The organism is Zwartia hollandica (genome assembly GCF_019923725.1).
Classification (GTDB): Bacteria; Pseudomonadota; Gammaproteobacteria; order Burkholderiales; family Burkholderiaceae_B; genus Zwartia; species Zwartia hollandica.
Window position 1 is genome coordinate 331,050 of the sequence record NZ_JAHXRI010000001.1, and the last position, 19,712, is coordinate 350,761.

At 53.4% G+C, this 19,712-nt stretch carries 14 protein-coding genes and 1 tRNA gene; 6 read left to right on the forward strand and 9 right to left on the reverse strand.

Features of this window, described 5'->3' with window-relative positions; all coding sequences use genetic code 11:
• Positions 1 to 134: 134 nt before the first annotated feature.
• On the reverse strand, positions 135 to 2,324 hold the full coding sequence (gene uvrB / locus KZZ10_RS01570) for an excinuclease ABC subunit UvrB (protein ID WP_259659730.1): 2,190 nt from the start codon (positions 2,322 to 2,324) through the stop codon (positions 135 to 137).
• A 139-nt stretch (positions 2,325 to 2,463) separates the two neighbouring features.
• On the opposite strand from uvrB, the gene KZZ10_RS01575 reads away from it, so the two are divergent.
• Positions 2,464 to 3,669 (forward strand): amino acid aminotransferase, encoded by a 1,206-nt coding sequence (locus KZZ10_RS01575; protein WP_259659731.1) that lies wholly within the window; start codon positions 2,464 to 2,466, stop codon positions 3,667 to 3,669.
• A gap of 211 nt (positions 3,670 to 3,880) precedes the next feature.
• A complete protein-coding gene (gene lexA, locus KZZ10_RS01580) occupies positions 3,881 to 4,582 on the forward strand; it encodes a transcriptional repressor LexA (RefSeq protein WP_259659732.1) in 702 nt (233 codons plus the stop codon).
• A gap of 16 nt (positions 4,583 to 4,598) precedes the next feature.
• Here the strand turns inward: lexA and KZZ10_RS01585 are convergent, their stop codons facing one another.
• The 6 genes from KZZ10_RS01585 to KZZ10_RS01610 all read right to left on the reverse strand — a co-directional run bounded on the left by KZZ10_RS01585 (position 4,599) and on the right by KZZ10_RS01610 (position 11,068).
• The gene (locus KZZ10_RS01585) at positions 4,599 to 4,988 is read right to left on the reverse strand and encodes an Hsp15 family ribosome-associated heat shock protein (RefSeq protein WP_259659733.1); all 390 of its coding nucleotides are present in this window, start codon (positions 4,986 to 4,988) and stop codon (positions 4,599 to 4,601) included.
• A complete protein-coding gene (gene lon, locus KZZ10_RS01590; protein ID WP_259659734.1) occupies positions 4,989 to 7,436 on the reverse strand; it encodes an endopeptidase La in 2,448 nt (815 codons plus the stop codon).
• Between the two features lie 179 nt (positions 7,437 to 7,615).
• Complete coding sequence (clpX, locus tag KZZ10_RS01595; protein ID WP_259659735.1) at positions 7,616 to 8,914, reverse strand: ATP-dependent Clp protease ATP-binding subunit ClpX; 1,299 nt, start codon at positions 8,912 to 8,914, stop codon at positions 7,616 to 7,618.
• Positions 8,915 to 8,949: 35 nt separating this feature from the next.
• Positions 8,950 to 9,606, reverse strand: coding sequence for an ATP-dependent Clp endopeptidase proteolytic subunit ClpP (gene clpP, locus KZZ10_RS01600; RefSeq protein WP_259659736.1), 657 nt, complete (start codon positions 9,604 to 9,606; stop codon positions 8,950 to 8,952).
• Positions 9,607 to 10,917 carry a trigger factor gene (gene tig, locus KZZ10_RS01605; protein ID WP_259659737.1) on the reverse strand — a complete coding sequence of 437 codons (1,311 nt, stop codon included), beginning with the start codon at positions 10,915 to 10,917 and terminating at the stop codon, positions 9,607 to 9,609.
• A gap of 64 nt (positions 10,918 to 10,981) precedes the next feature.
• A tRNA-Leu gene (locus KZZ10_RS01610) sits at positions 10,982 to 11,068 on the reverse strand.
• A 75-nt stretch (positions 11,069 to 11,143) separates the two neighbouring features.
• On the opposite strand from KZZ10_RS01610, the gene dapC reads away from it, so the two are divergent.
• The 4 genes from dapC to KZZ10_RS01630 all read left to right on the forward strand — a co-directional run bounded on the left by dapC (position 11,144) and on the right by KZZ10_RS01630 (position 16,136).
• Positions 11,144 to 12,352, forward strand: a complete 1,209-nt coding sequence (gene dapC, locus KZZ10_RS01615; protein ID WP_259659738.1) for a succinyldiaminopimelate transaminase — start codon at positions 11,144 to 11,146, stop codon at positions 12,350 to 12,352.
• A gap of 66 nt (positions 12,353 to 12,418) precedes the next feature.
• Positions 12,419 to 13,240: a 2,3,4,5-tetrahydropyridine-2,6-dicarboxylate N-succinyltransferase gene (gene dapD / locus KZZ10_RS01620; RefSeq protein WP_259659739.1), complete on the forward strand. Its 822-nt coding sequence runs from the start codon at positions 12,419 to 12,421 to the stop codon at positions 13,238 to 13,240.
• Positions 13,240 to 14,136 carry a 50S ribosomal protein L3 N(5)-glutamine methyltransferase gene (prmB, locus tag KZZ10_RS01625; protein ID WP_375372520.1) on the forward strand — a complete coding sequence of 299 codons (897 nt, stop codon included), beginning with the start codon at positions 13,240 to 13,242 and terminating at the stop codon, positions 14,134 to 14,136. The genes dapD and prmB overlap by 1 nt, the downstream gene beginning before the upstream one ends.
• Positions 14,133 to 16,136 (forward strand): ABC-F family ATP-binding cassette domain-containing protein, encoded by a 2,004-nt coding sequence (locus KZZ10_RS01630; protein ID WP_259659740.1) that lies wholly within the window; start codon positions 14,133 to 14,135, stop codon positions 16,134 to 16,136. Before prmB ends, KZZ10_RS01630 begins: the two co-directional genes overlap by 4 nt.
• Here the strand turns inward: KZZ10_RS01630 and KZZ10_RS01635 are convergent.
• Both KZZ10_RS01635 and KZZ10_RS01640 read right to left on the reverse strand, forming a co-directional pair.
• Positions 16,123 to 18,435: a UvrD-helicase domain-containing protein gene (locus KZZ10_RS01635; protein WP_259659741.1), complete on the reverse strand. Its 2,313-nt coding sequence runs from the start codon at positions 18,433 to 18,435 to the stop codon at positions 16,123 to 16,125. The two genes, KZZ10_RS01630 and KZZ10_RS01635, sit on opposite strands and share 14 nt — an antisense overlap.
• A complete protein-coding gene (locus KZZ10_RS01640; RefSeq protein ID WP_259659742.1) occupies positions 18,432 to 19,631 on the reverse strand; it encodes a DesA family fatty acid desaturase in 1,200 nt (399 codons plus the stop codon). Before KZZ10_RS01640 ends, KZZ10_RS01635 begins: the two co-directional genes overlap by 4 nt.
• Between the last annotated feature and the right edge of the window lie 81 nt (positions 19,632 to 19,712).

Below are 19,712 nucleotides of genomic sequence, written 5' to 3' on the forward strand. Positions count from 1 at the left end.
AATTAAATATATTTATTATCAATAACTTACACAAGTTATCTTACTTAATTTATAGAAAATTGAAATCAAACAACGTGTAAATTTTATTGAAATATTTCAACTTTATGCACCGCAACACAGCAAAACTGCAACATTTAAGCACCAGAAAGTAGCACGCGTTCCTTTAACACCCTGAGTGCATCCCGCGCAGCAGCCGCCTGCTCAAACTCCAGATTCCGCGCATGATCCAACATCAGTTTTTCTAAACGCTTGAACTCTTTTGCGAGCGCCTTCTCATCGCCGAGCAACGATAAATCTACCTCTTGATCTGGTTGATCTCTAAATGCGGGCGCGACAATGCCATCGATCAGTTCTCTGACTGCCTTACGCACGCTACGCGCTTGAATGCCATGCTCGGTATTGAACGCGATCTGCTTATTTCGCCGACGCTCGGTCTCTCCCATGGCGCGCTTCATGGAGTCCGTCATGCGATCTGCGTACAAGATGGCACGACCGTTTAGATTGCGCGCCGCTCGGCCGATCGTTTGAATCAAGCTGCGGTCCGAACGCAAAAAGCCCTCTTTATCTGCGTCGAGAATTGTCACAAGCGAAACCTCGGGGATGTCTAGCCCTTCGCGCAGCAGGTTGATCCCAACCAGCACATCGAACGCACCAAGACGCAAATCGCGAATAATTTCGACGCGTTCGACGGTATCAATATCCGAATGCAGATAGCGCACTTTAACGCCATGCTCAGCGAGATAATCGGTTAAATCCTCGGCCATCCGTTTGGTCAGCGTCGTAACTAACACTCGCTCTTGGACAGCCACACGTAATTTAATCTCGCCCAACAAATCATCGACCTGGGTACGCGCAGGCCGTACCTCTACGATCGGATCGACCAAACCCGTGGGACGCACGACTTGCTCGACAACGTTATCGGTGTGGGCCTGTTCATAGTTGCCAGGGGTCGCTGAAACGAAGACGCACTGTCGCATACGCGTCTCAAACTCCTCCATTTTTAGTGGGCGGTTATCCATCGCCGAGGGCAAACGAAAGCCGTAGGTGACCAGCGTCTCTTTGCGCGCGCGGTCGCCGCGATACATACCGCCTAACTGTCCAATCGTCACATGACTTTCATCGATGAACATCAGCGCATCACTAGGCAGATAATCGATCAGAGTAGGAGGAGGATCACCCGGTGCAGCACCAGACAAGTGTCTGGAATAATTTTCGATGCCCTTACAGAAGCCGAGTTCTGCAAGCATTTCAAGATCGAAGCGCGTGCGTTGTTCAATCCGCTGCGCCTCCACCAGATGACCGGAGTCCACAAAAAATTTGACGCGCTCGCGCAGCTCTTGCTTGATGGTTTCAATCGCACGCAAGACCGTGTCACGCGGCGTGACGTAATGCGATCCTGGGTAAACAGTAAAGCGCGGGACCTTCTGCCTGACGCGTCCCGTTAATGGATCAAAAAGTTCGAGGCTCTCGACCTCGTCATCGAACAACGATAGTCGTACCGCGAGCTCTGCACTTTCTGCTGGGAAGATATCAATCGTTTCGCCACGGGCACGAAAGGTACCGCGTGTAAATTCTGTATCGTTGCGCTCATACTGCATCGCCACCAAGCGTGCCAGTACCTCACGACGCGCGATACGGTCGCCCGTTCGCAGAATCAAGACCATCGCGTGATAGTCCGAGGGGTTACCAATACCGTAGATACAGGAAACAGTGCCCACAATGACGGTATCGCGCCTTTCAAGCAAACTCTTGGTGGCGGACAAGCGCATCTGCTCAATGTGCTCGTTAATCGACGAGTCCTTCTCAATGAACAAATCGCGTGTTGGAACGTAGGCTTCCGGTTGGTAGTAATCGTAGTAAGACACGAAATACTCGACCGCATTGCGCGGGAAAAACTCCCGCATCTCTGCGTATAGCTGCGCCGCCAACGTCTTGTTCGGAGCCAGCACCACCGCGGGCCTACCCAGGCGTGCAATGATGTTGGCCATCGTGAAGGTCTTGCCCGACCCGGTTACCCCGAGCAGGGTCTGTGACATCAAGCCATCGCGTATACCCTGCTCTAGCAGATCAATCGCCCGAGGTTGATCTCCTGCAGGTGGATACGGTTGGTAAAGCTGAAAAGGGCTATCCGGATAGGAGACAAACTTGCCCGGTTCATTGCCGGTAGAAATCGTCGCGTGCGGCACCACGCCTAAGCTTGCAACCTCATGCGCAATAGCAGCGGGCAAGGCGGTTGATGAGGGGAGCGACAACATTGGATTATCACTGTCCAATGTTGTCTGGTCATTAACTGGGGTTACTTCAGGTTTCTTGGTCGAGGCCATGCTAGACTTATTCGGGTTAGCCCTTGGATTTAGGCCGAACCGGACATTATGTTCTCTCTTATCCAAAGCGTCCACTCGAATTGCAAACACCACTACTTTTTCTCACTCCTGTCCTTTTTTTGACTGCCATCCACTAAAAATGAGCACCCTCTTCCAAGCCGTAGAACTTGCCCCACGTGACCCTATCCTAGGTCTGAACGAACAATTCAATGCCGATCCGCGCAGCACCAAGGTAAACCTTGGCGTGGGTGTCTACTACGACGACAACGGGAAAATCCCACTGCTAGCAGCGGTGCATCAAGCTGAAGTCGCGCGTGTGCAACTGGCAGCAGCACGCGGTTACCTCCCAATCGAGGGAATCGCAGGCTATAACAAGGGCGCGCAAGAACTAGTGCTCGGCAAGAACTCGCCCCTCATTGGTGCCGGTCGGGTTCTAACCATGCAAGCGCTAGGCGGCACAGGTGCCCTCAAAATAGGCGCAGACTTCATCAAACAGCTTGTCCCTGACGCCAAGGTCGCGATTAGCGATCCAAGCTGGGAAAACCATCGTGCACTCTTTGAACGCGCAGGCTTCGAAGTTGTGAACTACCCCTACTACGATGCGGTCACGCACGGCCTGAACTTCAAAGGCATGATAGAGGGGCTGCGCAGTCTCCCACAAAAAAGTGTGGTTGTGCTGCACGCGTGCTGCCACAACCCGACCGGCGTAGACCTCACGGTTGATCAGTGGCGTGAAGTTGCCCAAGTTGTCAAAGCCTCGAACCTGATTCCATTCCTTGATATCGCCTACCAAGGTTTTGGCGATGGACTCGAGGCTGATGCCTCAGCGGTCCGCCTATTCGCCGATTTGGATATGACGATGTTCATCAGCTCGTCGTTCTCGAAGTCATTCTCGCTTTACGGCGAACGCGTCGGCGCCTTGACAATCGTGACAGGAAGTCAGGATGAGTCTAGCCGCGTACTGAGCCAAGTCAAACGTGTTATCCGTACCAACTACTCCAACCCACCCACGCACGGTGGCACGATCGTTTCGACCGTATTGAACAATCCTGAGCTGTTTGCCCTGTGGGATAAAGAACTTGCTGGCATGCGTGACCGCATCCGACTAATGCGCAAGCAGTTGGTTGAAAAACTGACCCAGTACGGCGTGAAAGAGGACTGCAGCTACGTCATGAAGCAACGCGGCATGTTCTCATTTTCAGGGATGACCGCCCCTCAGGTTGAGCGTCTGCGCGCCGAGCACGGGATTTATGCAGTCAGCACCGGTCGTATCTGCGTTGCTGCGTTAAACAGCAAGAACATCGACACCGTTGCCAAAGCCATGGCCGAGGTGATGAAAGCCTAGGTGCATTGCCCGTCGGGCAACCAACCGTGGTTTGAGCAAAAAAAACAGCCTTCATAAAAAAGGCTGTTTTTTTATACAGATTTATTTGCAACTTCATGTTTTTTAGTGCAAAATATAACTGTACAAAAAAACAGCGCTGTGTGCATCGACAGTTTAATCACTGAATAATCGCAGCGAAACTACACCCGCTAAGCTCACCACAGGCTCGACGATGTCTATCAAACTGACCGACCGGCAACAACAGATTCTGGACCTGATACGTGAAGCCGTGGTTAACACGGGCTTCCCTCCTACCAGGGCTGAAATTGCCCAGACCCTAGGTTTTAAGTCAGCCAATGCGGCAGAAGACCACTTGCGCGCACTCGCCAGAAAAGGAGTGATAGAACTCACAGCCGGTGCATCACGCGGCATTCGCCTAACCGAGGCGGCGGCTGATTTCTTTGGCGATACAGATATCAACCCAGAACGTGTCCGATCACAACCCACGCCTCTCAGCGCGCCAACCGCAGCACCTGGCATGGGCCAAGTCCTCCTGCCGCTTATCGGACGCGTCGCTGCGGGCTTTCCTATGCTTGCAACTGAAAACATCGAACGAGAAATCCAAGTCGACCCAAATATGTTCACACAAACACCTGACTACCTGCTTAAGGTCAAAGGTTTGAGTATGCGTGACATTGGGATACTCGATGGTGATTTGCTCGCAGTCAAAAAAACTAACGTCGCCCGCAATGGCCAAATTGTTGTCGCACGCATCGATGATGAAGTCACGGTCAAGCGTTTAAATCAGCAGGGTTCACGCATTGAGTTGTTACCTGAAAACACTGACTTTGAGCCCATCATCGTCACAGCGGATCAAGACTTCTCTATCGAAGGTATTGCTCTGGGATTAATTCGCAGCACGCCACTGCAATAACACGCGTCGCAGCAAGCTAGGTCTCACGCCAGCGCTCAAGCGCTCGTCGGTCGCGTTTTGTTGGACGACCTTCGATATTCTGTGATGGTTCAACGTAGTATTTGCGTCGCTCTGCAGCCGTCTGCCGCGCCAGCATACTCTCGGGTGTTTCTTCGTATAACAGACGCGCAAGTGTGGCTGCGCGTCGAGTCTCAGAAATACCACGCACGAGCAATTCAATATGCTCTTGCTCTCGATGAATCTTAAGCTTATCGCCAACCTTGATTAAACGAGCGGGCTTGGCACGATCATCGCCTACATGCACACGTCCCGCCTCGATTGCCGAGGCGGCAATCGTGCGGGACTTGTAAAAACGTGCAGCCCACAACCACTTATCAAGCCGCACACTATCGACGAACACTTGCACTTAGTGTTTGATCACCGGATCCGTCGCAGTGCCTGTGGGCTTAGCCACAACGTCCTGCGCAACCGGCGCTTCCTCAGGCAAAGGTTTTGTTGGGCTCGATAAAGCTACTTCCAAGACTTTATCAATCCAACGCACTGGTACGATCTCTAGATGGTTCTTAACGTTATCCGGAATCTCGGCAAGATCCTTAACGTTTTCTTCGGGGATAAGCACCGTCTTGATACCACCGCGATGGGCTGCCAACAGCTTCTCTTTAAGGCCTCCAATCGCCAGCACTTCTCCACGGAGCGTAATTTCACCGGTCATCGCCACATCGGCACGTACGGGAATGTGCGTGAGCGCCGACACGATGGCTGTGGTGATTGCGATACCCGCAGACGGACCGTCTTTAGGTGTAGCACCTTCAGGGAAGTGCACGTGAATATCCCGCTTCTCAAAAATAGAATCTGCGATCCCGAGACGCGCCGCACGAGCACGCACCACACTGCGCGCAGCCTCGACCGACTCCTTCATCACATCGCCGATAGATCCCGTACGCTGAATCACGCCCTTACCAGGCATGTCTGCAACTTCAATTGTCAGCAAATCGCCACCGACTTCTGTCCAAGCCAAGCCCGTGACCTGTCCGATCTGGTTTTCCTTCTCGGCCATGCCAAAGTTGTAACGACGCACGCCCAGGTAGTCACTCAAGTTTTCAGACGTGACAACAACTTGTGGAATCACGGCATTAGACTTTGCCGCCTTATTCGCCTCGGATTCCGCCAAAAGTTTCTTCACAACCTTCCGACAGATTTTTCCGACATCACGCTCGAGCGAGCGCACGCCAGCTTCACGTGTGTAATAACGCACAATGTCACGCATCGCAGATTCGTCGACTTTCAACTCTTCAGGTTTGACGCCATTGTTCTTCATGACCTTGGGCAGCAAGTGGTCGTGCGCGATATGAATCTTCTCATCTTCGGTATAACCCGAGAGACGAATCACTTCCATGCGATCCAGCAAAGCGGGTGGGATGTTCAAAGTGTTACTGGTTGCCACGAACATCACATCCGATAGATCAAAATCAACTTCAACGTAGTGATCTTGAAACGTGTGATTCTGTTCTGGATCTAAAACCTCCAGCAATGCCGACGCAGGATCTCCACGGAAATCCATGCCCAGCTTATCGATTTCATCGAGCAAGAACAAGGGATTGCGCACAGCAACCTTGGACATGTTCTGCAAGATTTTGCCTGGCATTGAGCCGATGTAAGTGCGACGGTGTCCGCGAATTTCCGCTTCGTCGCGCACACCACCTAAAGCCATACGGATGAACTTGCGATTCGTTGCCTTTGCAATCGACTGACCCAGCGAAGTTTTGCCCACGCCTGGAGGGCCTACCAAACAAAGGATAGGCGCTTTGACCTTATCCACGCGTTGCTGCACCGCGAGATATTCAAGGATGCGCTCTTTAACTTTGTCCAAACCATAGTGGTCGGCATCCAGGACGCTTTCAGCGTTCGGAATCGAATTGTTAACCTTGCTCTTTTTGCGCCAAGGCAAACCGATCACGGTATCAATGTAATTACGCACCACGGTCGCTTCGGCAGACATTGGCGACATAAGCTTTAATTTCTTGAGCTCACCGTCCACTTTCTTACGAGCATCTTTAGGCAAGTGCGCGGCTATAATTTTCTTTTCAAGCTCTTCAATATCTGCGCCCTCTTCGCCCTCGCCTAACTCTTTCTGAATCGCCTTGACCTGCTCATTCAGGTAGTAATCACGCTGGCTCTTTTCCATCTGCTTCTTAACGCGGCCGCGGATACGCTTCTCGACCTGCAAGATATCAATCTCAGTCTCAAGCTGGCTCAATAATGCCTCTAGGCGCTCAGAGGTCGAAATGATCTCCAACATCTTTTGCTTTTGCTCAAGCTTAAGCGGCAAGTGTGCAGCAATGGTATCGGCCAAGCGGCCGGCATCATCAATTCCCGCGAGCGAAGTCAGAATTTCTGGTGGTATTTTCTTGTTCAGTTTGACGTACTGCTCAAACTGACTCACGATCGCGCGGCGCAAGGCTTCGATCTCAGCGCCCATCGTCACATCAGGTGTAATCGGCACTAACTCAGACGTAAAGTGTGTCTCAACATCCTGTATCTCGGTCACGCGAGCACGCTGCGCGCCCTCGACCAGCACCTTCACTGTACCGTCAGGCAGTTTGAGCATTTGTAAAATGGTGGCCACACACCCGATTTCGTAAACATCCTCTGGTGTTGGATCATCTTTGCCAGCGGACTTCTGAGCGGCGAGCATGATGCTCTTGCCGGCTTCCATGGCGGCCTCAAGCGCACGAATCGAGCGCGGACGTCCCACAAACAGGGGGATCACCATATGGGGGAACACCACCACATCGCGCAACGGCAGTAGAGGCAAATTAATTGCTTCAGCAGGCAGGATCTGATTTCCAGACATAGCGACATCCTAAGAAAAACTCGACAAATCCGAACTGATTCATCGACACTTCAATCGCAATTCTGCGAATAGACTTGTTATGTGGACAATAGCCGAAATTTCAAGATTCAGCCTCTAGAATGAACAAAAGCCCCTAAAAAGGGGCCGAAAACCAGAGCTACCTCTAGGGTCTAATTTGTTCAGGCAGCAGCGTCTCTTAGGCTGGAAGACTTTTGGGCAGGTTGTTGCTCCGTTTCGTCTGCGTAGACCAACAACGGCTTACCCTGTCCCTCTATCGCAGCTTCGTCGAGCACGACACGCTTGATATTGCCTTGCGTCGGCAATTCGTACATGGTGTCTAGTAAGGCAGACTCAAGGATTGAGCGCAAACCACGTGCACCCGTCTTGCGCTTAATCGCCTTTCGAGCAATTGCGTGCAAGGCACCAGGACGGATTTCAAGCTCAGCACCTTCCATGGCGAATAATTTTTGAAACTGCTTAACCAACGCGTTCTTCGGTTCCGTCAAGATCTGAATCAACGTCTCTTCATCGAGCTCTTGCAAGGTTGCCACAACTGGCAGGCGACCAACAAGCTCAGGAATTAAGCCAAACTTCACTAAATCCTCTGGCTCAACATCAAGGAAGGTGTTGCCGGCGGACTGCTCAACCTTGGAGTCGATCGACGCACCAAAACCAATGCCAGATCGCTCGGTGCGATTGCGGATGACTTTTTCAAGACCATCAAATGCACCGCCCACAATGAAGAGGATGTTGGTGGTGTCGACTTGCACGAAATCTTGGTTCGGATGCTTACGACCGCCTTGAGGCGGTACCGAGGCAACCGTACCCTCAATTAATTTAAGCAGCGCTTGTTGTACACCCTCACCAGATACGTCTCGCGTAATAGATGGGTTGTCGGCCTTGCGAGAAATCTTATCAATCTCGTCAATATAGACAATAGCCCGCTGCGCCTTTTCTACTTCGTAATTGCAATTTTGCAGCAATTTTTGAATGATGTTTTCAACATCCTCGCCGACATAACCTGCCTCAGTTAGCGTGGTAGCGTCTGCCATGACAAACGGCACGTTGAGTTGTCTTGCCAAGGTCTGTGCAAGCAGTGTCTTACCCGAACCCGTAGGTCCGATCAGCAGGATATTACTTTTCGAAAGCTCAACGTCGTCGCCCTTGACTTCCCCATGACGCAAACGCTTGTAGTGGTTATAGACCGCTACTGCGAGCACACGCTTGGGTGTCGTCTGTCCGATCACATATTGATCGAGAAAGGCTTTAATCTCGGCCGGAGTCGGCAAGTCTGTACGGATCGAGTCACGCGCTTGAGCCTGCGCTTCTTCACGAATGATGTCATTGCATAAGTCAATACACTCATCACACACGAAGACAGACGGGCCGGCGATCAGCTTGCGGACTTCGTGTTGGCTCTTGTTGCAAAACGAGCAGTACAAAGTCTTTGTAGGGGCTGATGCTTTCTTATCTGTCATGGCGATCCATTACCGTTTTAATCCGTACGTGATCTTTATACGGGATCCGCACGCGAAGTCAGGACCTTGTCGATTAGTCCATACGTTACCGCATCGGCGGCTGACATAAAGTTATCCCGTTCGGTATCAATACCAATGCGCTCAACTGTTTGTCCAGTGTTCTCAGCCAACATCTGGTTTAGACGTTCACGCAAATCAAGAATCTCACGCGCCTGAATTTGAATGTCAGACGCCTGGCCTTGTGCACCACCCGATGGCTGGTGAATCATGATGCGCGAATTAGGCAAGGAAAAACGTTTGCCCTTCGTGCCAGCGGCAAGAAGGAACGCACCCATACTCGCTGCCAGACCCGTGCAAAGCGTCGAGACCTCAGGCTTGATAAAGCGCATGGTGTCGTAAATCGCCATGCCGGCGTAAACCGACCCGCCAGGTGAGTTGATATAGAGCGCGACGTCTTTGTCAGGGTTCTCGGACTCAAGAAACAACAATTGAGCCACAACCAAGTTTGCCGACTGGTCGTTGACCGGGCCGACAAGAAAAATCACACGCTCTTTAAGCAGACGGGAGTAAATGTCAAAGGCGCGCTCTCCGCGCCCCGACTGCTCAATCACCATTGGAATGTATCCAAGTCCGGTTGGTGTCACAGAGGACCCACCGTGCATGGATGCATAGAAGTCGGTAAAACGTTCCATTTAGGCCGTTCCCATGATTTGATCAAAAGGTACTTGCTCGTCTTCAACCTGCGCTTTTGCCAAGGCGTGCTGCACGACATTATCTTCTAGCACAATGCCTTCAACTTCGGCGCGGCGAGCACGATCTGACAGATAGTAGCTGACGACTTCAGCGGGCTTTTCATAGTTGCCGGCAAACTCTTCGATGCGGGCACGAACCTGCTCTGGCTTGGCTTGCAATTGCGCTTGCTGAACAAGCTCCGACACCAGAAGCCCCAAACGCACACGACGCTCCGCCTCAGCAGTAAATGCATCAGCAGGGATCGGCATTTTGTCGGCATTTGGGACGCCGCGCTGGGTCAGCTCAGCGCGTGCGGCTTGCACGCGAGACTGACATTCGCTGTCGACCAAGGCTTTAGGAACATCGAAACTCACAGCGCCGATGAGTGCATCCATCACGCTCGTTTTTGTGCGAGCCAAGGTGCGCGCTTTGACTTCGCGTTCAATGTTGCCACGGATATCGGCGAGCAATTTCTCGACATCACCCTCTGGCTGACCGAGTGATTTTGCAAACTCTGCGTCAATCACGGGCAGAACTGGCTCGGCGACTTCTTTGACGTTGATCGTGAACTCGGCAGTCTTGCCTGCTACGTCTTTGCCACCGTAATCGGCTGGGAATGCCAAGGGGAATACTTTCGATTCGCCGGCTTTCATGCCGCGCGCAGCTGCTTCAAACTCAGGCAACATACGTCCCTGACCCAAAACGAAAGGAAAAGCGTCAGCCTTGCCACCTTCGAAGGGTACGCCATCAATCGTACCTGCAAAGTCCAGCGTCACGCGGTCATCGTCCTGTGCAGCACGGCCATCGCGGGCGGCGTACTCAGCACGCTGTTTGCGCAAGATATCGACGGTGCGTTGCACTTCTGCTTCGCCAACCGTTGTAACGGCGCGCTTGATCTTCAAACCAGACAGATCTGGCACTGTTACGGCAGGATAAACCTCAAACGTCGCGAAGAATGCCAAGGTGCCTTCTGGCGTACCTTCAGTCTTTGGCTCGAGCTTCGGTGCACCCGCTATGCGCAGACCCGCTGCTTCGATTGCTTTTTCAAACGCCTGACCAACTTTATCGTTAATCGCGTCGTAGCGAATGCCAGGGGCGTGCGTACGCTCCAACATTGCCATCGGCACTTTGCCGGGGCGAAAACCAGGTGCCTTCGCGGTGCGCGCGGCGCGCTTGAGTTCAGCTTGAACAGCTGTTTCAACGTCGGCCAACAAGACCGAAAGTTCTAGGCGGCGCTCGAGGCCGGAGAGGGTTTCAACCACAGGTTGCATGAAAATCTACCAAACAAAGAGGACGGATAGCGCAATACAGCCCGCGCCGGATAAAAAAACGGGGTGGTGCGAAGGGCGGGACTCGAACCCGCACACCTGTTACGGCGTCAGGACCTAAACCTGGTGCGTCTACCAATTTCGCCACCTTCGCAGTAGCCGAGCATTGTAGCGCACACCGGACGGGTTTTCCGTTCCCACGGGGCGGGCAACTGGTTAAAATACGCGGATGAACCCACGCCTTGACAAATTACAGCCCTATCCCTTCGAAAAACTTCGTGCTTTGCTGGCTCAGGCCGGTCCATTGCCCGAGGGTATCCGCCCTATTAACCTTTCGATTGGCGAGCCAAAGCACGCTGCGCCCGATTGCGTCAAACAGGCCATTATCGGGGGGCTCGCGGGTCTGTCCGCCTACCCGCCAACCAAAGGCGACCCGGCGCTGCGTCAGGCGATTTCGGCCTGGCTCGCGCGCCGCTACGACATCCCTGCCCCAGATCCTGAAACGCAAATCCTCCCGGCCTTAGGCTCGCGCGAGGCCTTATTTGCTTTCGGGCAAGTCGTCCTTGACTCAACGGCAGACGGACTCGTTGTCTGCCCCAACCCCTTCTATCAGATCTATGAGGGCGCAGCATTGCTTGGGGGAGCGACGCCTTTTTACGTGAATTCCGATCCAAGCAAGAATTTCCGCTGCGATTGGGCCAGCGTCCCCGCTGAAGTCTGGAAGCGCACTCAACTGCTGTTTGTCTGCTCGCCTGGCAACCCAGCGGGCGACGTGATGCCGCTGTCGGACTGGAAACTCCTGTTCGAACTGTCAGACCACTACGGCTTTGTCATCGCCTCCGATGAGTGCTACTCAGAAATCTACCTGAACGAGACCTCTCCACCCCTAGGTGGAATGCAAGCGGCGTACCAGCTCGGGCGTACGGACTATAAAAATCTGATGTGCTTTTCGAGCCTGTCCAAGCGCTCAAATGTCCCTGGCATGCGTTCTGGCTTTGTAGCGGGTGACGCGCGCCTGATCGCCAAGTTCCTGTTGTATCGCACCTACCACGGCAGCGCTCTGTCTCCCGTTGTATCGACAGCGAGCATTGCTGCCTGGAACGATGAGGCACACGTGATCGACAACCGCCAACAGTATCGTGCAAAGTTTGATGCTGTGCTGCCCATCTTGCAGCCTGTGCTCAATGTCAAAAGACCAGACGCTTCTTTCTATTTATGGGCGGGTACGCCAGGACCTGACCCAGAGTTTGTCCGAGATCTGCTGGCACAGACCGCGGTCACTGTTTTACCCGGTAGTTACGTCGGCCGCACCGTCGACGGCGTTAACCCAGGCCAGAATCGTATCCGCATCGCATTAGTGGCGCCCCTGGCCGATTGCGTGGAAGCCGCGCATCGCATTGCCCACTTTGTACAAAAGAATTTCAAGAAAGGTGCTTAACGCTAAGACGCGCATCTCTTAACATTTTTTGCTTTCATTTCTCTTTCTTTTTTATTCAGGATTGTCATGACGACAGATTTGCAAAACACCATCGAGCAGGGTTGGGAAAACCGTGCGAACCTTTCGCCTTCCGCTGCAGACGCGGCCGTGCGCGACGCAGTCGAACACACTATTCATGCACTGGATGCCGGGACGCTGCGCGTTGCCGAGAAACTCAATGGCAACTGGGTCGTGCATCAGTGGATCAAAAAAGCAGTTCTTTTATCCTTCCGCTTGTACGACAACGGCGTGATGGGACAAAAGCCTGTCCAGTTTTACGACAAGGTACCACTCAAGTTTGGTGACTTTAGCGAAGCGGACTTCAAAGCCGGCGGTTATCGCGTTGTTCCTCCCGCAGTTGCACGCCGTGGAGCCTACATCGCTCGCAATGTCGTTTTGATGCCCTCTTATGTCAACATCGGCGCCTATGTCGATGAAGGCACGATGGTCGACACTTGGGCCACAGTCGGGTCCTGCGCCCAGATCGGCAAGAACGTGCACCTGTCCGGTGGAGTTGGCATTGGTGGCGTACTCGAGCCATTGCAAGCCAATCCCACCATCATCGAAGACAACTGCTTTATCGGCGCGCGTTCCGAAGTCGTTGAAGGTGTCATTGTTGAAGAGAACTCCGTGCTGGCCATGGGTGTTTTCCTGTCACAGAGCACACGCATTTACGATCGCGAGACCAAAGAGATTCATTACGGCCGCGTGCCCTCCGGTTCCGTTGTCGTGCCCGGTTCTTTGCCGGCAGCTGACGGCTCGCATAGCCTGAACTGCGCAATCATTGTCAAACGTGTCGATGCGCAGACACGCGCCAAGACCAGTATTAACGATCTCCTGAGAGCCTGATGCCGCAATCCCGGGACGCACTGTGCACCGTACGCGATTTAATTCGCTACGGTGTCTCACGCTTTAACGAAGCCAAGCTTTTTTTTGGTCATGGCTCTGATAACGCGTGGGACGAAGCGGTTTATCTGGTGCTCTTTGCTCTGCATTTACCACCCGATCAGCTCGAACCCTTCATGGACGCCCGGATCTTGCCGCAGGAGCGCGAACGCGCGCTTTCCTTGATTGATCTTCGTTGTGAACAACGCCTTCCCGCGCCTTACCTCACGCATGAAGCGTGGCTCCAGGGATTTCGCTTTCATGTTGATCAACGCGTCATTGTGCCGCGCTCGCCCATCGCCGAACTCTTGATGAATCAACTAAGCCCTTGGGTAGGCGATCCGTACGAGGTAACCAGCATTCTTGATCTCTGCACCGGCTCAGGTTGTTTGGCCATCATTGCAGCCCATCAGTTTCCTGAAGCCTTCGTCGATGCAACGGATATCTCTCGAGATGCGCTAGATGTCGCAGCGATCAATGTCGCACAGCATGGCATGGGCGATCGGCTAAACCTGCACCATGGCAGCCTGTACGATCCGTTACCAGTTGCCGCTCGTTACGATCTGATCATCAGCAATCCACCGTACGTCAACACGACCTCCATGGGCAAGCTGCCAGCAGAGTACCGACACGAACCACGCCTTGCCTTAGCAGGTGGTGATGACGGCATGGACATCGTTCGTACCATTCTTGAACAAGCCCCTGCTCACCTCAGTGACGAGGGCTACCTCGTGGTTGAGATCGGGCACGAGCGCACGTTCTTTGAAGCCGCCTTTCCAGAGCTAGAACCAATCTGGCTAGACACAGCTGAAGCTTCAGACCAGATTCTCTTACTTAGCCGCGGGCAACTGCAGCCGTGATTCGCGCGTCTGGCTTGACGGTGCGGCGCGGCACCAAAGTTCTCCTCGACCAAACAGAGTTCGTCGTGCACCCCGGCGAGAGAGTTGGTTTTGTAGGAAAAAACGGCGCAGGTAAATCGACACTATTTGCATTACTACAGCACGAGCTCGATGCGGATGCTGGCACCCTAGATGTCCCTTCTGGCTGGCGGATTGCGAGTGTCAGGCAAGAGATTGCCTCCACAACCAACGCAGCACGAGAGTTCGTCATTGACGGGGATACCCATCTTCGAACCTTGCAAGCAGCACGTGCAGCAATTAACGCCGAGCTCGAACAACGTCCAGAGCGCATCGAGGCCTTCGGCGCAAAGATTGCAGAGCTCGAGTCTGAGTTGATTGAGGCGGACGCCTGGACTGCACCCTCACGCGCAGAACAACTTCTCGCTGGACTTGGCTTTACCCCAGCCCAGTGGGAACAACCGGTCGATAGCTTCTCCGGAGGCTGGCGTATGCGTCTCGCACTAGCACGGGCACTCATGGCACCGTCCGAACTCCTGCTATTGGATGAACCAACCAATCACCTCGATCTCGATGCCATGCTTTGGCTTGAGCGATGGCTCGGAGCTTACCAAGGTACAGTTCTGCTGATCTCGCACGACACTGAATTCCTCGATGCAGTCGCGCAAACGATTTTGCATTTCGATCAAGGCAAACTCAACCGCTACAAAGGCGGCTACCAAGATTTTGTTTTGCAACGCGCCGAACGACTACGTCAAACTACGATTGCTTACGAACGCCAAACGCGCGAAGCCGCGCGACTACAAGGCTTTATCGACCGCTTTAAAGCGAAGGCTTCCAAAGCCAAGCAAGCGCAGAGTCGCGTTAAAGCGCTGGCGAGAATGGAACTGCTCGCACCCATACATGCCGAATCGGGAATCGATATACGCATCCCCTCTCCAGACGAGATGCCAGATCCGCTCTTAGTTCTAGACGACATGCAGGCGGGCTACACAGACGAGGCAGGCACGTCTATTCCCATCTTACGAAACGTCAAGCTTATGGTCCGTGGTGGCGATCGCATTGGCATCCTGGGCGTCAATGGTGCCGGCAAAAGCACACTCGTCAAAACACTGGCCGGTGAGTTAGAAGTTCAGGCGGGAAGTCGAAAGGCCTCGCGTGGGCTTGAAGTTGGCTATTTCGCACAACACCAACTAGACATGTTGGATCTGGATAGCAGTCCATTGCAACATCTCGCACGACTCGCCCCCCAGACTCGCGAACAGGAACTCCGTAACTACCTAGGTGGTTTCGGTTTTGGTGGCGATCGCGTGATGGATAAAGTCGAGCCCATGTCTGGCGGAGAAAAAGCTAGGCTTGCCCTGTCACTGATCGTCTGGCAAAAGCCGAATCTGCTACTCCTTGATGAACCAAGTAACCACCTCGATGTCGAGACACGCGAGGCGTTAACCACGGCGCTGGCTGAGTTCGGTGGCAGCATGTTGTTGGTTTCGCACGACCGACACTTACTGCGCACCACCGTCGATAGTTTTTGGATTGTTGCCGATGGCGGAGTACAAGAGTTTGATGGAGATCTAGAGGACTATCGGGACTGGCTCGCCCAACACCAGGCCAATGCTCGCAAACAAGACGCAATCGCGCGCGATGCAGGCAAGCCGGCCACGCTGGGCACCGCTGCCGTACAAGATACGCAAGCAGCCCTGGGGGACCGCAAGAATCAAAAAAGAGAACAAGCGCAAGAACGTCAGCGCTTGGCGCAACTGCGTAAACCGCTTGAAACCAAGCTCAAAGCTGTTGAAAAAGAACTCGAGCAAACACAGATGCAAGTGCGCACGCTCGACGAACGTATTGCCGACCCAGATTTATATAGCGATGCCCGCCGACAAGAGCGCATGAAAACGCTCGCTAAACACGGCGAGCTTACGAAGCTAGCCTCTGAGCTTGAAGATCGCTGGCTAAGTTTGCAAGAAGAACTCGAGCAGCTTGACGTTAGCTCTGAATAATATCGAGCTTGGCTACACCTAGAGCCAGCGTTTTAGCGCCCACCTCACGAAACTGAATTTGCGCTTGGGCATCAATACCACTGCCAGCTAGGCCGATGATCGTACCCTCGCCAAAACGAGCGTGACGCACCCCTTGTCCTACCCGAAACTGCTGTGCGCCCACCGTCACACCGCTTGTGACACTGCGCGGAGCCGCGGAGACAACGCTAGATTTTGGATTCCTTGCGTAGGGATCAAAACTACCCCCACCGCTCTTCCATCGTGGTTCAGAATCACTCAAGCCCTGCTTGGGTGTCAACCACTTCAAATGCTCGTCGGGAATTTCAGACAGGAAGCGCGAGCGCATCGCGTAGCGCGTCTGGCCGTGCAACATCCGACTCTGCGCCAAACTGAAGTACAAACGCTCCCGCGCGCGGGTAATCGCCACATACATTAAGCGGCGCTCTTCCTCGAGCCCTGCTTGCTCAAGAATACTGTTTTCGTGCGGAAACAAGCCTTCTTCAATACCGGTAATAAATACCGCATCAAATTCCAAGCCCTTCGCTGCGTGCACGGTCATTAACTGAACCGCATCTTGACCTGCCTGCGCCTGATTATCACCCGCCTCGAGTGCTGCATGCGATAAGAACGCCATCAAGGGAGACAAGCCATCAAAGCCAACCCGCAAAGCATCGCTTGCCACTGAAGACTCGCCTTCACCTGGCTCCGTCCCCATGAACTCACCAGTCGCAGGAGCTTGAAGCGCTACACCCGCTGGCAAACCATCTAAATTCGCTTCGGAGACAAAGGCGGCCGCTGCCGTCACAAGCTCTTTTAAGTTTTCGATCCGATCCGCACCTTCGCGATCTTGCTGATAGTGGGCAATTAGGCCGCTTTGATCGATGACATGTTCGACCATCTCTGGCAAGGGTAACTCACGTGTTTCAGCAGCCAGACGTTGGATCATCGTGGCGAATTGAGCCAAGTTCGAGCCGCCCTTGCCTGGCACACGCGCCACAGCAGACGACAAACTCGTGTCATACGCGCGAGCCTGATCACCGAGCAACTCAAGCGTACGCGCACCGATGCCACGGGGTGGGAAATTCACAATCCGCATCCAGGAGGTGTCATCATCAGCATTCGCCATCAAACGCAGGTATGCCAAGGCGTGCTTGACCTCCTGACGCTCAAAGAAGCGCAAGCCACCGTAGACCTTGTACGCAATTCCCGACGAGAACAGTGCATGTTCGATCACGCGTGATTGCGCATTGCTGCGATAAAGCACAGCGATCTGACTGCGATCTCGTCCATCAGAAATCAGCCCACGCACTTCGTCGACTAACCACTGCGCTTCGAGCAGATCCGTGGGTTGCTCCACCACGCGAATTTGTTCACCTTCACCCTGCTCAGTCCACAAATTCTTGCCCAGACGACCATTGTTGTGGCTAATGAGCGCATTGGCCGAGTCAAGAATATGACCAAACGAGCGGTAATTTTGCTCCAGCCTGATCACAGTTCCGCGGGCATAGTCGCGCTCAAAGTCAGCCATATTGCCCACGTTGGCGCCGCGAAACGCATAGATGGACTGATCATCATCCCCCACGGCAAACAAACTTGCACCGCCGCCCGCCAAGAGCGTTAGCCACTTGTACTGCAGCGTGTTGGTATCTTGAAACTCATCAACGAGCACATGTCTGAAGCGACGCTGATAATGACTGCGGATAGGCTCGTTTCGTGCAAGCAATTCATAGGCACGCAGTAGAAGCTCAGGGAAGTCGACCACCCCTTCGCGCTGGCACTGTTTTTCGTACAGTGTGTAGATCTCGATTAACCGACGGCGAAAACTATCATGGGCCTCGACATCGCCAGGACGCAAGCCGTCCTCTTTCGCGCCGTTGATAAAACGCTGGACATCGCGCGCTGGATACTTCTCGTCATCGATCCCGTTCGCTTTGAGCAGCCGCTTAATCGCTGCGAGCTGATCGGCTGTATCGAGAATTTGAAACGCCTGAGGCAAGCCCGCGTCGCGGTGATGCGCGCGCAGCATACGATTGCACAGACCATGAAAAGTGCCAATCCACAATCCACGCGTGTCGATCGGCAGAATAGAAGACACGCGCGCGACCATCTCACGCGCAGCCTTATTGGTAAACGTAACAGCGAGGATTCCTAAAGGGCTCACTTGACCCGTCTGAATCAACCACGCCATGCGCGTGGTGAGCACCCGAGTTTTTCCGCTCCCTGCACCCGCGAGTACTAACGCATGCTGCGCAGGGAGAGTGACTGCCTCGCGCTGTGGCTCGTTAAGCTTGTCGATCATGCCGCATAGCGGCGCAGACGCAAGGCGAACTCCTCAAGACTGGCGATACCGCTTTGTTGTGCGCGCTGACACCATGCTTGCAAGTCATGCAGCAGTTGCTCGCTCGACGACGTAGAGCTGTCCCAAAGTTTGACGAGCTCATGACGCATTTGCACCATAGTCGACAGGGATTCATTTAACGAAATCGCTTGATCTATACGCGCGCGCTCAGCTGGCGCGAGGTTCTCTTCACCGCGCCCCAGCCAATGGGTTGCTGCGGCCAATGCTTGCGCCTTCTCTTCGTTGCGAGACGCCTGCAACCGCGAAAGCTCGTCGCGACACGCCGTTTTCATCAAGCCTGTGTAGCGTGCCAAGATTTCGTAGCGGTGCGCAATCACACCTTGCAAGGTACGCTGATCAATACCGGTTTTACCTGTGGCCTCCAGTCGCAACTTCGGCGCCACCTTTTTAATCTGCACCAGACCCAGCGCTTTCAAACCCAGTATGTAGACCCAACCGATGTCGAGCTCATACCACTTGCTTGAAAACTTGGCTGAGCTACCAAACGCGTGGTGATTATTGTGCAGCTCTTCGCCACCAATCAAAATCCCCCAGGGAAAGACATTGGTGCTCGTATCAGGGCTGGCGAAATTACGGTAACCCCAGTAGTGACCAACACCATTGACCACGCCAGCGGCCCAGAACGGTATCCAAGCCATTTGAATCGCCCAAACGGTCAAGCCAAGTGCGCCAAACAAACTCACATCAATAATCAGCATCAGCAGAATGCCGCGGGCACTGAACTTGGTGTAGACGTTGCGCTCAAGCCAATCATCAGGTGTGCCATGACCAAACTTACTTAAGGTCTCGGCATTTTTAGACTCGTGCCTGTACAGCTCTGCACCACTAAATAAAACCTTACTAATGCCATACATCATTGGCGAATGCGGATCCCCTTCACGCTCGCAACGGGCATGGTGCTTGCGATGAATGGCCACCCATTCCTTCGTGACCATTCCAGTGGTCATCCAAAGCCAAAAACGGAAGAAATGCGCCACAGCTGGGTGCAGATCTAGACCCCGATGTGCCTGGCAACGATGCAAAAATATTGTGACGGCCACAATGGTGATGTGTGTCACCACCAAGGTGTAAATCACCACTTGCCACCAGGATGCTTGCAGCAAACCACCTGCGCCAAACGAAATGAGTTCTTTCATGTATCAGTATCAAAAAACGACAAAATAGTCATATTGATTTTAGCCTACCGATCACCGGTGACCATACAGTGACCTTAAAGT

Bases quoted from the DNA above. Each gene is read 5' to 3' on its own strand.
- uvrB (WP_259659730.1), bottom strand. From the start codon at position 2,324: ATGGCCTCGACCAAGAAACCTGAAGTAACCCCAGTTAATGACCAGACA.
- KZZ10_RS01575 (WP_259659731.1), top strand. From the start codon at position 2,464: ATGAGCACCCTCTTCCAAGCCGTAGAACTTGCCCCACGTGACCCTATC.
- lexA (WP_259659732.1), top strand. From the start codon at position 3,881: ATGTCTATCAAACTGACCGACCGGCAACAACAGATTCTGGACCTGATA.
- lon (WP_259659734.1), bottom strand. From the start codon at position 7,436: ATGTCTGGAAATCAGATCCTGCCTGCTGAAGCAATTAATTTGCCTCTA.
- clpX (WP_259659735.1), bottom strand. From the start codon at position 8,914: ATGACAGATAAGAAAGCATCAGCCCCTACAAAGACTTTGTACTGCTCG.
- clpP (WP_259659736.1), bottom strand. From the start codon at position 9,606: ATGGAACGTTTTACCGACTTCTATGCATCCATGCACGGTGGGTCCTCT.
- tig (WP_259659737.1), bottom strand. From the start codon at position 10,917: ATGCAACCTGTGGTTGAAACCCTCTCCGGCCTCGAGCGCCGCCTAGAA.
- dapC (WP_259659738.1), top strand. From the start codon at position 11,144: ATGAACCCACGCCTTGACAAATTACAGCCCTATCCCTTCGAAAAACTT.
- dapD (WP_259659739.1), top strand. From the start codon at position 12,419: ATGACGACAGATTTGCAAAACACCATCGAGCAGGGTTGGGAAAACCGT.
- prmB (WP_375372520.1), top strand. From the start codon at position 13,240: ATGCCGCAATCCCGGGACGCACTGTGCACCGTACGCGATTTAATTCGC.
- KZZ10_RS01635 (WP_259659741.1), bottom strand. From the start codon at position 18,435: ATGATCGACAAGCTTAACGAGCCACAGCGCGAGGCAGTCACTCTCCCT.
- KZZ10_RS01640 (WP_259659742.1), bottom strand. From the start codon at position 19,631: ATGAAAGAACTCATTTCGTTTGGCGCAGGTGGTTTGCTGCAAGCATCC.